Consider the following 14,583-nt stretch of genomic DNA (forward strand, 5'->3'; position numbering starts at 1 on the left):
AGCCCCCTCCCACATTTGATTACTGCGAACTCTTGGCCATTTGTTTATCTGAAGTACGCCAGATCAACCGCGTGGTGTCATACCCCTGCTGGCGCGCCCTACTGAGCAAGTCTTCACGCGTCTCGGCACTCACCGTCGGCGTGCGCGACAGGATCCACATGTAGCGCCGGCTCGGGCTGCCGACGATGGCGGTCTTGTAGTCATCGCTGACATACAGCACCCAGTAATCGCCCTTGGCAACGCCCGGCAACAGTGACGTAAACCAGTTATTGAATTCCACCCAGAGCTTGTCGGTTTTGCCAGGCACCTGCGGCGTGGCCGTGCCTTTGGCTTCTTGCCACTTCCATTCAGGCGTCAGGCAGCGGTTGAACACCGACATGTCGCCATCCGGCAGCAAGGTGTAACGCGCCTCGGACTGCGCGCAGTTGCGCTGGAAGTACATCGGCAATCGGGCCAACTCATACCAGGTGCCCTGGTAACGCTTGAGGTTGACGTTGGTTGCCGTCTTGGGTTGCAGATCATCGCCAGAATGGCTGGCGCAGCCCGCCAAAAACAGGCTGGCGCAAAGGAACAAAACAAAACGCATCATTCTTCTTCTCCCGCAGGCTCGCGCCCCGGTTTACTTCAGGCCTTGCCCGGAAAACATCAGAACTTTGTCACCGGCGTACTGCACGCTGATAAAGCTGTTTTTATCGCCCCAGGTGCAGCTGGACATGCCCAGCGCACCGGAACAATCGGTCGGCTTACCCAGCAACGACTCCACCTCGGCCTTGGCCATGCCAGCCGACAGTTTCTGGTAGTTTTCTTGAGTGACCTTGCTGCAAGCGGCTAACAGCACGCAAAAAGTCAGCAGGGCGAGACGGCGTAAAGACATGGAAAAGCTCCTGGAGAGACAAAGCAGCTGGGGTATCTGCCAGAAGCTTAGAAGGGAAAAGGGGTGTCTGGTTCCCGACGAGCGAAAACAAAAAAGCCCCGAAAACGCTGAAACGTTTCGGGGCTTCTTCAAGGGTGAACGGCCTCACAACACAGTGGATAACTTATCGCCGTGTATTACTTCTTGTGGTAGCTGGTCACACGCTCAACTTCTTCCTTGGAACCCAGGAACACCGCCACACGCTGGTGCAAACCTTCAGGCTGGATGTCGAGGATGCGCTGGTGGCCATCGGTGGACGCACCGCCTGCCTGCTCAACCAGGAACGACATCGGGTTGGCTTCGTACATCAGGCGCAGTTTGCCCGGCTTGGACGGCTCGCGGCTGTCTCGTGGGTACATGAACAGGCCACCACGGGTCAGGATGCGGTGCACATCGGCAACCATCGCAGCGACCCAGCGCATATTGAAGTTCTTCTTCAACGGGCCTTCTTCGCCTTCCATCAACTCGTTGACGTAGCGTTTCACCGGTTCCTCCCAGTGACGCTGGTTAGACATGTTGATGGCGAATTCCTGGGTAGAAGCAGGAATCGAAATGTCTTCGTGGGTCAGCACGAAGCTGCCCATTTCGCGGTCCAGCGTGAAGCCTTTGACGCCATCACCCAGGGTCAGCACCAGCATTGTCTGCGGGCCGTAGATGGCATAACCGGCAGCGACCTGCTCGGTGCCCGGCTGCAGGAAGGCCTTTTCGTTCAGGGCTTCGTTCTGGCTCAGGTATTCATTCGGGCAACGCAGTACCGAGAAGATGGTGCCGACCGGTGCATTGATGTCGATGTTGGAAGAACCGTCCAGTGGGTCGAATACCAGCAGGTAAGCGCCTTTCGGGTACTTGCCAGGGATCTGGTAGGCATTGTCCATTTCTTCGGACGCCATGCCGGCCAGGTGACCGCCCCATTCGTTGGCTTCGAGCAGGATTTCGTTGGAGAGTACGTCGAGCTTCTTCTGCACTTCACCTTGGACGTTTTCAGTGCCCATGCTGCCCAGGACGCCGCCCAGTGCGCCTTTGGAAACGGCGTGGCTGATTTCCTTGCAAGCACGCGCCACCACTTCGATAAGGAAGCGCAGATCGGCAGGCGTGTTGTTGCTGCGGGTCTGCTCGATCAAATAGCGACTCAGGGTAACGCGGGACATGGAAGGCTCCGGAGAATGGGGGGCTGAAAACCCGCGCAGTTTAACGCGAGTCGAGGGTTATTTCCTCTAATCAGAGGATTTAACGCCAATAGAGTTCACGACCTGGCGCCACGACCCTCTCCAACATCGCAGAACCCATGTGGGAAGGGGCTTGCCCCTCCCACATTTTTTAACCGCAGTGGTCAGTCGAGGGCTTTCCAGATATCGGTGGCGTACTCGCGGATGGTCCGGTCCGAGCTGAACCAGCCCATGCGCGCGGTATTGAGCACCGCCGAACGCCACCATTCCTTGGAATCGTGCCAGTGGGCTTCGACCCGCGCCTGGGCGTCCCAGTAGGAATCAAAGTCGGCACACACCAGGAAACGGTCGTAGTCGATCAGCCCATCGATCAGGCCCACATAGCGCCCCGGATCATCCGGCGAGAACACCCCGCCACGGATCGCTTGCAACACGTCGTTCAAGCGATGGGACGCGGCGATGTCCGGCCCGGCGTTGAACTCACCGGCGTGCTTGCGGGCTTCCACCTGCTGGGCACTGAGGCCGAAGATAAACATGTGCTCGGCACCGACCCGCTCGTGCATCTCCACGTTGGCGCCGTCCATGGTGCCGATGGTCAGCGCGCCGTTGAGGCCGAACTTCATGTTGCTGGTACCCGAGGCCTCGAAGCCGGCAGTGGAAATCTGCTCCGACAAGTCCGCCGCCGGAATGATGCTCTCCGCCAGGCTGACGTTGTAGTTGGGCAGGAACACCACTTTGAGCAGACCGCGCACGGTCGGGTCGTTGTTGACGGTACGGGCGATGTCGTTGGTCAGCTTGATGATCAGCTTGGCCTGGTGGTAGCTGGCTGCAGCCTTGCCGGCGAAGATTTTCACCCGTGGCACCCAGTCGGTGCCCGGCTCGGCGCGGATCGCCTGGTACAGCGCCACGGTGTGCAGCAGGTTGAGCAGTTGGCGCTTGTACTCATGAATGCGCTTGACCTGCACATCGAACATCGCCGCCGGGTTGATCGCGATACCCAGGCGCTCATGGATGATCTGGGCCAGTGCACGCTTGCTGTGCAGGCGCTGTTCAGCGAAGGACTTGCGAAAAGCCTGCTTCTCGGCGAACGGCTCCAATTCGATCAAGCGCTGCTCGGGCTGGTCGAGAATATCCGGCCCCAGGGCTTCCACCAGCATATCGGTCAGCTTGGGGTTGGCCTGGTACAACCAGCGGCGGAAGGTGATGCCGTTGGTTTTGTTGTTGATGCGCTCGGGATACAGCTTGTGCAGCTCGGAGAACACCGTGCTGCGCATCAACTGGGTATGCAGGCCCGATACACCGTTGACGCTATGGGAGCCGAGGAATGCCAGGTTGCCCATGCGCACGCGGCGGCCGTTGTCCTCTTCGATCAGCGAGACGGCGCGCAGTACGTCGAAGTCGTGGATGCCCTTGGCGCGCAGCGAGTCGATGTGTTGGGCGTTGATCAGGTAGATGATCTGCATGTGCCGGGGCAACATGCGCTCCATCAGACCTACGGGCCAGGTTTCCAGCGCTTCGGGCAGCAAGGTGTGGTTGGTGTACGACAGGGTTTCGACGGTGACATCCCACGCAGCTTCCCACGGCACGTCATGCAGGTCGACCAGTTGGCGCATCAGCTCGGCCACAGCGATGGACGGATGGGTGTCGTTGAGCTGGATCGCCGCGTGTTCGCCCAGGCTCAGCACCGAACCATGCATGTTCTTGTGGCGGCGCAGCAAATCCTGCAAGGACGCCGAAACGAAGAAGTACTCCTGGCGCAGGCGCAGTTCCTGCCCCGCTTCAGTGCTGTCGGCCGGGTAAAGCACGCGAGAGATGCTTTCGGCACGGGCCACCTCGGCGACGGCGCCCAAGTGGTCACCGGCATTGAAGCGCTCCAGGTGCAAGTCTTCCACTGCCCGTGCACGCCAAAGGCGCAGGGTGTTGACGCTGGCGCCACGCCAGCCGACTACCGGGGTGTCATAGGCAACAGCCCTGACAGTTTCGTTGGGCGACCACACCTGGATCATCTTGCCGGAGGCGTCCGCCAGGGTTTCGACGCTGCCGCCAAAGCCGATCGGGTAAATCACTTCGGCGCGTTCGAACTCCCAAGGGTTACCAAAATCCAGCCAGCGTTCGGTCTGCTCCTGCTGCCAGCCATCAACGATGGCCTGGCGGAACAAGCCGTGTTCATAGCGAATACCATAGCCATGGCCGGCAATCCCCAAGGTCGACATGCTTTCCATAAAGCACGCCGCCAGACGGCCCAGGCCACCATTGCCGAGCGCCGCGTCGGGCTCAAGCAGGCGGATGCGCTCCAGATCGACGCCCAACTCCGACAGCGCTTCACGGGCGATCTCCAACACGCCCAGATTGCTCAGGCTGTCGTACAACAGACGGCCAATGAGAAATTCCAGCGAGAGGTAATAAACGCGCTTCTGGCCTTTGCGATAAATACGCCGCGTGTGGTCCATCCAGTGATCGACCATCTGGTCGCGGGCGGCCAGGGCAATGGCTTCGAACCAGTCATGGTCAAAGGCGTGATCCGGGTCTTTGCCCACCGCGTAGGTGAGTTTGGTCAAGACAGCATCGCGGAATGCGGCTACCTCTGCTTCTCGTGCAAGCGGTTCCTGAGACATCGGTGCGACCTCGGGCGAGATTGAAGGAGTTGCTAGAGCCTAGTCGGTCTGACAGACGGTAGACGTGCTGGTTCGGCAGTTTTTTAACTCATTCACCATTGGCTGAATTTGATGCAGGGGTCGTGCCCGATCAGGCCGCGGCGAAGCCTTTGAGCTGAAACCGTAAAATATTGTTCAAAAAACCACCAATCCCGGTATGATCCCGCGCCCTTATACCGCCCCACCCTGGAACCCTGATGAAGCCTCAACTGATCGCCGCCGCGGAACTCGACCGTCTCGAAACGTGGCAGAAATATTCCGCCCACATGTGCGGCGGCTGCGTGTCCAGCTGTTGCACCCTGCCGGTTGAGGTGAAGATCAAGGACCTGATCCGCATTGGCATCGTCGACGAGTTCGAGCGCGGCGACCCGCCGAAGAACATCGCCAAGCGTTTGCAGAAAGAAGGCATCGTCGAGCGCTACAACAACAAATCCGAGATTTTTACCCTGCAGCGCATGAGCAACAACGACTGCCTGTATCTGGATCGTAAGACGCGCTTCTGCACTATTTATGACAAGCGCCCGGATACTTGCCGCAACCACCCGAAAATCGGGCCGCGGCCGGGGTATTGCGCTTACAAGCCCAAGGAAGTGGTACGCGAGACCAACTTCAAGACTCTCGATAAATTCTGACTCGGGTTTTGTAGTGTTCTGAAGGGCCTCATCGGGGGCAAGCCCCCTCCCACATTTTGATTTGGGAACACATTCAAATGTGGGAGCTGGCTTGCCTGCGATGGGGCCAGTAAAGACAACACACAAACTGCGGGCACAAAAAAACGCCCCCGGCCTTTCGACCGGGGGCGTTTTTCATTCAGCCTGAGTTAACTCAGTTCTTGGCTTTCTTGGCAGCGCGGGTACGCTCGCCTTCGTCCAGGATCTTCTTACGCAGGCGGATCGACTTAGGCGTGACTTCGCACAGCTCGTCGTCCTGGATGAATTCCAGGGCCTGTTCCAGGGTGAAGCGAACAGGTGGAACCAGAGCGATGGTTTCGTCTTTGCCCGAAGCACGCATGTTGTCGAGCTTCTTGCCTTTGGTTGGGTTGACGCCCATGTCGTTGTCACGGCTGTTCAGACCAACGATCTGGCCGTTGTAGATCTCTTGACCGTGTTCAACGAACAGCTTGCCACGCGCCTGGAGGGTTTCCAGGGAGTAGGTCAGCGCCTTGCCGGTTTCTACCGATACCAGAACACCGTTCTGACGGCCGGACATGTCGCCGGACTTCATGGTGTCGTAGCGATCGAAGATCGAGGTCAGGATGCCAGCACCGTTGGTCAGGGTCAGGAACTGGTTACGGAAACCGATCAGACCACGAGCAGGGATGTTGTATTCCAGACGTACACGGCCTTTGCCATCCGGCACCATGTTGGTCAGGTCGCCCTTACGCAGGCCCATCTCTTCCATGACCTTGCCCTGGGATTCTTCAGGGGTGTCGATGGTGACGTTTTCGAACGGTTCCTGCTTCACGCCGTCAACAGTACGGATGATCACTTCCGGACGACCAACACCCATTTCGAAGCCTTCGCGACGCATGGTTTCGATCAGTACCGAGAGGTGCAGCTCACCACGGCCGGAGACCTTGAACTTGTCAGCCGAGTCGCCTTCTTCAACGCGCAGAGCAACGTTGTACAGCAGCTCCTTGTCCAGACGCTCCTTGATGTTACGGGAGGTCACGAACTTGCCTTCTTTACCGCAGAACGGCGAGTCGTTTACCTGGAAGGTCATGGAAACGGTTGGCTCGTCAACGGTCAGAGGCTTCATCGCCTCAACGTTGTCCGGCTGGCACAGGGTGTCGGAGATGAACAGCGAGTCCATGCCGCTTACGCATACGATGTCGCCAGCGAAAGCTTCTTCAACGTCGATACGGTGCAGACCGTGGTGACCCATCAGCTTCAGGATACGACCGTTACGCTTCTTGCCGTCGGCGCCGATAGCCACAACCGGGGTGTTCGGCTTGACGCTACCACGAGCGATACGGCCAACGCCGATAACACCCAGGAAGCTGTTGTAGTCCAGTGCCGAGATTTGCATCTGGAACGGGCCGTCACGGTCAACTTTCGGCGCGGGTACGTTGTCGACGATCGACTGGTACAGCGGGGTCATGTCTTCAGCCATGTCGGTGTGGTCAAGACCAGCAATACCGTTCAGGGCCGAGGCGTAGATGACCTGGAAGTCCAGCTGTTCTTCGGTGGCACCCAGGTTGTCGAACAGGTCGAAGATCTGGTCCAGAACCCAGTCCGGACGCGCGCCTGGACGGTCAACCTTGTTGATGCACACGATCGGACGCAGGCCGGCTTCGAAAGCCTTCTTGGTCACGAAACGGGTTTGCGGCATAGGGCCGTCTTGAGCGTCAACCAGCAGCAGAACGGAGTCAACCATCGACATTACGCGTTCTACTTCGCCGCCGAAGTCGGCGTGGCCCGGGGTATCCACGATGTTGATGTGGTAGCCGTTCCAGTTGATGGCGGTGTTTTTTGCCAGGATGGTAATACCGCGCTCTTTTTCCTGGTCGTTGGAGTCCATCACGCGCTCGTCGTTGAGCTCGTTGCGCTCCAGGGTGCCGGATTGACGCAGGAGTTTGTCTACCAGGGTGGTTTTACCATGGTCAACGTGAGCAATGATGGCGATGTTACGTAGATTTTCGATCACTTGTGTATCTCGATCAGAGGATTCGGTGTGCTGACAGGTCGTGGCAGCGATTAACAGTAGAGTCAGGCCTTGCCGTTACAGCTTGACGGCAGAGTCGGGGGGCCGGTGACGCAGGCCACAGGCAAACAGCCCCGGGCTCTTAGCTCGGTCGATAAACGCGCACATTGGCATGCCCCTCACTGAGCAAATGGTGGGCATGCAGGCGACTCATCACGCCTTTGTCGCAATACAACAGGTACTGACGGCTGTTATCCAGTTCCTTGAAACGCGCGTTCAGTGCGTAGAACGGCAGCGTTTGCACGTCGATGCCGGCGATTTCCAGCGGCTCATCCTCAGCGGCATCCGGGTGACGGATGTCGATGACGATCTGGCCGGCCAGGGCTTCGCTGACTTCTTCGATTTTTACATCCTGGCCCAACTCGTCGATCACCCGATCGATTGGGACCAGCTTGGCGTTCTCGAGCGCACGCTCCAGAATCGCCATGTCGAATTCTTTCTCTTCATGCTCCACGCGGTGACGCTTGGCGTGGGTCTTGGGGTTCACCGAGATGACCCCACAGTACTCGGGCATGTGCTTGGCAAAGTCGGCGGTGCCGATTTGCTCTGCCAGGTCGATGATGTCCTGCTTGTGGCTGGCGATCAGCGGGCGCAACACCAGCTTCTCGGTGACGCAGTCGATGATCGACAGGTTTGGCAGCGTCTGGCTGGACACCTGGGAAATCGCCTCGCCGGTCACCAGCGCGTCGATCTGCAATTGATCGGCGATTCGGGACGCGGCGCGCAACATCATACGCTTCAATACCACGCCCATATGACTGTTATCGACTTTGCCGAGAATTTCGCCCAGCACTTCCTCGAACGGCACGCTTACAAATAGCACGCGCTGGGAGCTGCCGTACTTCTTCCAGATAAAGTGCGCAACTTCCATCACGCCCAATTCATGGGCACGCCCGCCCAGGTTAAAGAAGCAGAAGTGGCTCATCAGGCCGCGGCGCATGATCTGGTAGGCCGCCACCGTGGAATCGAAACCGCCGGACATCAATACCAGGGTCTGTTCCAGGGCGCCCAGCGGGTAGCCGCCGATGCTGTTGTGCTGGCTGTGGATCACAAACAACCGTTGGTCGCGAATTTCCATGCGCACTTCAATTTGCGGCGCTTTAAGGGAAATTCCAGCGGCGCCGCACTCGCGACGCAGCTTGCTGCCGACGTATTTCTCGACATCCATGGAGCTGAAGGTGTGCTTGCCGGCACGCTTGCAGCGCACCGAAAAAATCTTCCCTTCAAGTGCACTGCCGTAGTGCTGCTTGCACTTTTCGGTGATGTCGTCGAAGTCGCCCAGCGGGTACTCATCCACCTGCAGGAAATGCGCGATGCCCGGCATGCAGCTCAGGCGCTCGGTCATGTCCTTCAAGGCTTTGGCGTCGGTAATGCGGGTTTCCAGCTCGAGGTTGTCCCAAACACCGTTCACCACCACAGCCGGGTCCAGGTCACGGAGCACGGCACGGATGTTCTTGGCCAACTGACGGATGAAACGCGTCCGTACCGGTCGGCTTTTGATGGTGATCTCGGGGAAGACTTTAACGATTAATTTCATGGAAACAGCGCGCGCCGGGCCTGCTGAAAAAGGGGGGCGCGGATTATAGCGGAAATCGCTCAAGGTTTAACCAGTTAATATGCATCGAACGTGCAACGCACCAAAACGGGTCATTTACACAAATAAACGCTACATTGCAGTGCGCTATTTCTCGCGCTTTGGCCTATTGCACCGCTATAGGGGCCATTTTGAGGCAAAAAGACCATGTTGGCGCACTGGCATGTAATTTGCTCTCTTGTGAGGCAGGTTGCCTTGGCGGAGTATCCGCGCCGGCATCACCCACATTCTAAGGGCTAACTCCACTACCCAAGCCCGAAGCCACCCGGAGGACACCATGTCGAAGTCGGTTCAACTCATCAAAGATCATGACGTTAAATGGATTGATCTGCGCTTCACGGACACAAAAGGCACTCAGCACCACGTGACCATGCCGGCTCGCGACGCGCTGGATGATGCTTTCTTCGAAGAAGGCAAAATGTTCGACGGCTCCTCCATCGCCGGCTGGAAAGGCATTGAAGCTTCCGACATGATCCTGATGCCGGACGACAGCACTGCCGTGCTGGACCCGTTCACCGAAGAGCCGACCCTGATCCTGGTCTGCGACGTGATCGAGCCGTCGACCATGCAAGGCTACGACCGCGACCCACGTGCGATCGCCAAGCGTGCCGAGGAATACCTGAAGTCCACCGGTATTGGTGACACTGTATTCGTGGGCCCGGAGCCAGAGTTCTTCATCTTCGACCAAGTGAAGTTCAAGTCCGACATCTCCGGCTCCATGTTCAAGATCTACTCCGAACAAGGTTCGTGGATGTCCGACCAGGACGTGGAAGGCGGCAACCATGGCCACCGTCCAGGCATCAAAGGCGGCTACTTCCCGGTTCCACCGTTCGACCACGACCACGAAATCCGTACCTCCATGTGCAACGCCATGGAAGACATGGGCCTGGTCATCGAAGTGCATCACCACGAAGTGGCGACTGCCGGCCAGAACGAAATCGGTGTGAAGTTCAACACCCTGGTGGCCAAGGCTGACGAAGTTCAGACCCTGAAGTACTGCGTACACAACACTGCCGTCGCTTACGGCCGTACCGCTACCTTCATGCCCAAGCCTCTGTACGGCGATAACGGTTCGGGTATGCACGTTCACCTGTCCATCGCCAAAGAAGGCAAGAACACCTTCGCAGGTGAAGGTTATGCCGGCCTGTCCGACACCGCCCTGTACTTCATCGGCGGCATCATCAAGCACGGTAAGGCCCTGAACGGCTTCACCAACCCGTCGACCAACTCCTACAAGCGTCTGGTCCCAGGTTTCGAAGCGCCGGTAATGCTGGCCTACTCGGCGCGTAACCGCTCTGCCTCGATCCGTATTCCTTACGTGTCCAGCCCGCGCGCTCGCCGTATCGAAGCTCGCTTCCCGGACCCGGCTGCCAACCCATACCTGGCCTTCGCTGCACTGGTCATGGCCGGCCTGGACGGTATCCAGAACAAGATCCACCCTGGCGACGCCGCCGACAAGAACTTGTACGACCTGCCGCCTGAAGAGGCCAAAGAGATCCCACAAGTGTGCGGCAGCCTGAAAGAAGCCCTGGAAGAGCTGGACAAGGGCCGTGCGTTCCTGACCAAAGGCGGCGTGTTCAGCGACGACTTCATCGACGCTTACATCGCCCTGAAAAGCGAAGAAGAAATCAAGGTGCGCACCTTCGTACACCCACTGGAATACGAGCTGTACTACAGCTGCTGATCCGGTAGCGCTGCTTCTTAAGAGCGGCGTGACGAAAAAGACCTCCCCCGGGAGGTCTTTTTTTTGCCTGGGCGTTATGCAGCTTCAAATCTGCAAACCCAATCAAAAAGGTGGGAGGGGGCTTGCTCCCGATGGCAGAGTGTCAGGCAATATGTGTGTTACTGACACACCGCCATCGGGAGCAAGCCCCCTCCCACAAGGAGATCTGCGTTGAAACATAAATTCGTGTTCGCCCTGCTGTTCGTCAGCGCCGGTGTTTACGCCGCCCCACCTACCTTGGAGCCACTGCTCAACAGCATCGCCGAACGCCTGGAGATTGCCGATCAGGTGGCCTTGAGCAAATGGGACAGCCACAAGCCCGTCGAAGACAAAAAACGCGAGCAGGAAGTGATCGCCAGCGTCGTCGCCCAAGCCCCGAGCTACAAGCTTGACCCTGCCGCCGCCGAGCAGTTTTTCTCGGCACAGATCGAGGCGAACAAACTGGTGCAATACACCCACCTGTCCGACTGGCAGTTCCAGGGCAAGGCCCCCGACGATCCGCGCCCGGATTTGGTCAAGCAGATCCGCCCGCAACTGGACGAGTTGCAAAAACGCCTGCTGCAACAACTGGCCGACTTCACCCCGCACCGTGCCGATCCACAGTGCCCCCAATGGCTGGCCACCGCCGTGCATGAGCCTTTGAACGATCCGCTGCGCCAACTGGCAATGATCCGCGCCACCGCCGAACTCTGCATCTACAAAGGTTAATGACTGCAAACCCGGTAAAAATGTGGGAGCAAGCCCCTTCCCACATTTGGACTGTATGCATTCAGGGCCATCTCTGGCAGCTTCCTGAACAACCTTCACAAAACCGCACTATATTGGTGCGATAGGTTGCACCCTTACTCCAGCCACAGCCCATTTTGGTTCGAATCTTCCCGACAAAGCTGGCAGAACGCCACAGTTTCGCGCCACAAACCCCTATTTCAGGGCTTTAACGCTTCTTTTCGGAGCCTTGGTTTGGTTTTTGCATTTTCCTTGTATCAGCGTGTGCCTCAAGCCTGCGCCTTGCTCCAAAAGAGGTCCCGATGACCATCAGCGATGCACTGCACCGTTTGTTACTCGACAACCTGACCACCGCGACCATCCTGCTCAATGCCGACCTGCGCCTTGAGTACATGAACCCGGCGGCGGAGATGCTCCTGGCCATCAGCGGCCAGCGCAGCCATGGGCAGTTCATCAGCGAGCTGTTCACCGAGTCGGCCGAAGCCTTGAGCTCGTTGCGCCAGGCCGTGGAGCAGGCACATCCGTTCACCAAGCGCGAAGCGATGCTCACCGCCCTCACCGGCCAGACCCTGACGGTCGATTACGCCGTAACCCCCATTCTGAGCAATGGCGCCACGCTGCTATTGCTCGAAGTACACCCCCGCGACCGCCTGCTGCGCATCACCAAGGAAGAGGCGCAGCTGTCCAAGCAGGAAACCAGCAAGATGCTGGTGCGCGGCCTGGCTCACGAGATCAAGAACCCGCTCGGCGGGATTCGCGGCGCCGCGCAGCTGCTGGCCCGCGAGCTGCCCGAGGAGCATCTCAAGGACTACACCAACGTCATCATCGAAGAAGCCGACCGCCTGCGTAACCTGGTGGACCGGATGCTCGGCTCCAACAAGTTGCCGTCATTGGCGATGACCAACGTGCATGAGGTGCTGGAGCGCGTCTGCCAACTGGTCGAGGCCGAAAGCCAGGGCTGTATCACCCTGGTACGCGACTATGACCCAAGCATTCCCGATGTATTGATCGACCGCGAGCAGATGATCCAGGCGGTGCTCAATATCGTGCGCAACGCCATGCAGGCCATCAGCAGCCAGAACGAGCTGCGCCTGGGCCGCATCAGCCTGCGTACCCGCGCCCTGCGCCAGTTCACCATCGGCCATGTACGCCATCGCCTGGTAACCAAGGTCGAGATCATCGACAACGGCCCCGGCATTCCCGCCGAACTGCAGGAAACCATCTTCTTCCCCATGGTCAGTGGCCGCCCGGACGGTACCGGGCTGGGCCTGGCCATTACCCAGAACATCATCAGCCAGCACCAGGGCCTGATCGAATGTGAGAGCCATCCCGGCCACACCACGTTCTCGATCTTCCTGCCATTGGAACAAGGAGCCCCCACGACATGAGCCGTAGTGAAACTGTCTGGATCGTCGATGACGACCGTTCTATCCGTTGGGTCCTGGAAAAAGCCTTGCAACAGGAAGGCATGACCACCCAGAGCTTCGACAGCGCCGACGGAGTGATGAGCCGCCTGGCACGCCAGCAGCCGGACGTGATCATCTCCGACATTCGTATGCCCGGCGCAAGCGGCCTGGACTTGCTGGCGCGCATCCGCGAGCAGCACCCGCGCTTGCCGGTGATCATCATGACTGCGCACTCGGACCTGGACAGCGCTGTCGCGTCCTACCAGGGCGGCGCCTTTGAATACCTGCCCAAGCCATTCGACGTGGATGAGGCGGTGGCGCTGGTCAAGCGCGCCAACCAGCACGCCCAGGAACAACAGAACCAGGAAGCCCCGCCAACCCTGACCCGTACCCCGGAAATCATCGGTGAAGCGCCGGCGATGCAGGAAGTGTTTCGCGCCATCGGGCGCTTGAGCCACTCCAACATCACTGTGCTGATCAATGGCGAGTCGGGCACCGGTAAAGAGCTGGTGGCCCATGCTCTGCACCGCCACAGCCCGCGTGCGGCCTCGCCGTTTATCGCGCTGAACATGGCGGCGATCCCCAAGGACCTGATGGAGTCCGAGCTGTTCGGCCATGAGAAAGGCGCGTTTACCGGCGCGGCCAACCTGCGGCGCGGGCGCTTTGAACAGGCCGACGGCGGCACGCTGTTTCTCGATGAGATCGGCGACATGCCGGCCGATACCCAGACCCGCTTGCTACGGGTGTTGGCGGACGGTGAGTTCTATCGTGTCGGCGGGCACACACCGGTCAAGGTCGATGTGCGCATCATTGCGGCCACCCACCAGAACCTCGAAACCCTGGTACACGCGGGCAAGTTCCGTGAGGACTTGTTCCACCGCCTCAATGTGATCCGTATCCATATCCCACGCATGTCGGACCGCCGCGAAGACATTCCCACCCTCGCCCGCCACTTCCTCAGCCGCGCCGCCCTGGAGCTGGCCGTAGAGCCGAAGCTGCTGAAAAGCGAGACCGAGGAATACCTCAAGAACCTGCCGTGGCCCGGCAACGTGCGCCAGCTGGAGAACACGTGCCGCTGGATCACCGTAATGGCCTCCGGGCGTGAAGTGCATATCAGCGACCTGCCGCCTGAGCTGCTGAGCCTGCCGCAGGATTCGGCACCGGTAACCAACTGGGAACAAGCGCTGCGCCAATGGGCCGACCAGGCGTTGGCGCGCGGCCAGTCGAACCTGCTGGACAGCGCCGTGCCGGCATTCGAGCGGATCATGATTGAGACCGCGTTGAAGCATACCGCCGGCCGCCGTCGCGATGCGGCCGTGCTACTGGGTTGGGGGCGCAATACCCTGACGCGCAAGATCAAGGAGTTGGGGATGAAGGTGGATGGTGGGGATGATGATGAGGGTGATGAGGCCTGATCACACATCCCAGTTCCACTGAAAGTCTAATGTGGGAGGGGGCTTGCTCCCGATAGCAGTAGTTCAGTCACCACATCTGTGTCTGACCCACCGCTATCGGGAGCAAGCCCCCTCCCACATTTGGATCTCTGCAATTCCACGACTGTGCACCGCTTCAATGCACCATGAACCGGCATCGGGCACGGGCTGGATACGTGGAAGACCGTTATCGCGGGACAACTCTCGCAAGCTGAAACCACCAAAGCCCCGGATTACGGGGCTTTGCGCTTTTTGGAAAAATTTT

11 protein-coding genes are annotated in these 14,583 nt (G+C 58.9%); 5 read left to right on the forward strand and 6 right to left on the reverse strand.

What is annotated here, in order from left to right:
- Positions 1–19: 19 nt before the first annotated feature.
- The 4 genes from E4O98_RS15085 to E4O98_RS15100 all read right to left on the reverse strand — a co-directional run bounded on the left by E4O98_RS15085 (position 20) and on the right by E4O98_RS15100 (position 4,694).
- Positions 20–589 carry a lipocalin family protein gene (locus tag E4O98_RS15085; protein ID WP_032878349.1) on the reverse strand — a complete coding sequence of 190 codons (570 nt, stop codon included), beginning with the start codon at positions 587–589 and terminating at the stop codon, positions 20–22.
- A 30-nt stretch (positions 590–619) separates the two neighbouring features.
- Entirely contained in the window at positions 620–874 is a 255-nt protein-coding gene (locus tag E4O98_RS15090) for a hypothetical protein (protein ID WP_005783949.1), read from the reverse strand.
- A gap of 176 nt (positions 875–1,050) precedes the next feature.
- Complete coding sequence (locus E4O98_RS15095) at positions 1,051–2,061, reverse strand: class 1 fructose-bisphosphatase (protein ID WP_032878350.1); 1,011 nt, start codon at positions 2,059–2,061, stop codon at positions 1,051–1,053.
- Positions 2,062–2,243: 182 nt separating this feature from the next.
- Positions 2,244–4,694 (reverse strand): glycogen/starch/alpha-glucan phosphorylase, encoded by a 2,451-nt coding sequence (locus tag E4O98_RS15100; RefSeq protein ID WP_248135637.1) that lies wholly within the window; start codon positions 4,692–4,694, stop codon positions 2,244–2,246.
- 236 nt (positions 4,695–4,930) lie between these two features.
- Here E4O98_RS15100 and E4O98_RS15105 point away from each other — a divergent pair, with 236 nt between their 5' ends.
- A complete protein-coding gene (locus E4O98_RS15105; protein WP_003187815.1) occupies positions 4,931–5,365 on the forward strand; it encodes a YkgJ family cysteine cluster protein in 435 nt (144 codons plus the stop codon).
- A gap of 193 nt (positions 5,366–5,558) precedes the next feature.
- Here E4O98_RS15105 and typA read toward each other — a convergent pair whose 3' ends face one another.
- Both typA and thiI read right to left on the reverse strand, forming a co-directional pair.
- Entirely contained in the window at positions 5,559–7,379 is a 1,821-nt protein-coding gene (gene typA / locus E4O98_RS15110) for a translational GTPase TypA (RefSeq protein ID WP_005783945.1), read from the reverse strand.
- A 139-nt stretch (positions 7,380–7,518) separates the two neighbouring features.
- Positions 7,519–8,973, reverse strand: a complete 1,455-nt coding sequence (gene thiI, locus E4O98_RS15115) for a tRNA uracil 4-sulfurtransferase ThiI (RefSeq protein WP_005783943.1) — start codon at positions 8,971–8,973, stop codon at positions 7,519–7,521.
- Between the two features lie 334 nt (positions 8,974–9,307).
- On the opposite strand from thiI, the gene glnA reads away from it, so the two are divergent.
- From glnA to ntrC, 4 genes are all read left to right on the forward strand, one after another.
- On the forward strand, positions 9,308–10,714 hold the full coding sequence (gene glnA / locus E4O98_RS15120) for a type I glutamate--ammonia ligase (RefSeq protein ID WP_005783941.1): 1,407 nt from the start codon (positions 9,308–9,310) through the stop codon (positions 10,712–10,714).
- A 210-nt stretch (positions 10,715–10,924) separates the two neighbouring features.
- Positions 10,925–11,461 (forward strand): chorismate mutase, encoded by a 537-nt coding sequence (locus E4O98_RS15125; RefSeq protein ID WP_248135638.1) that lies wholly within the window; start codon positions 10,925–10,927, stop codon positions 11,459–11,461.
- Between the two features lie 320 nt (positions 11,462–11,781).
- A complete protein-coding gene (gene glnL, locus E4O98_RS15130) occupies positions 11,782–12,867 on the forward strand; it encodes a nitrogen regulation protein NR(II) (RefSeq protein ID WP_005783937.1) in 1,086 nt (361 codons plus the stop codon).
- On the forward strand, positions 12,864–14,300 hold the full coding sequence (gene ntrC / locus E4O98_RS15135; protein ID WP_003187806.1) for a nitrogen regulation protein NR(I): 1,437 nt from the start codon (positions 12,864–12,866) through the stop codon (positions 14,298–14,300). The genes glnL and ntrC overlap by 4 nt, the downstream gene beginning before the upstream one ends.
- Positions 14,301–14,583 lie beyond the last annotated feature (283 nt).

Origin of the sequence: Pseudomonas sp. W2Jun17, from assembly GCF_023127795.1 — a bacterium.
Taxonomy (GTDB): domain Bacteria; phylum Pseudomonadota; class Gammaproteobacteria; order Pseudomonadales; family Pseudomonadaceae; genus Aquipseudomonas; species Aquipseudomonas synxantha_A.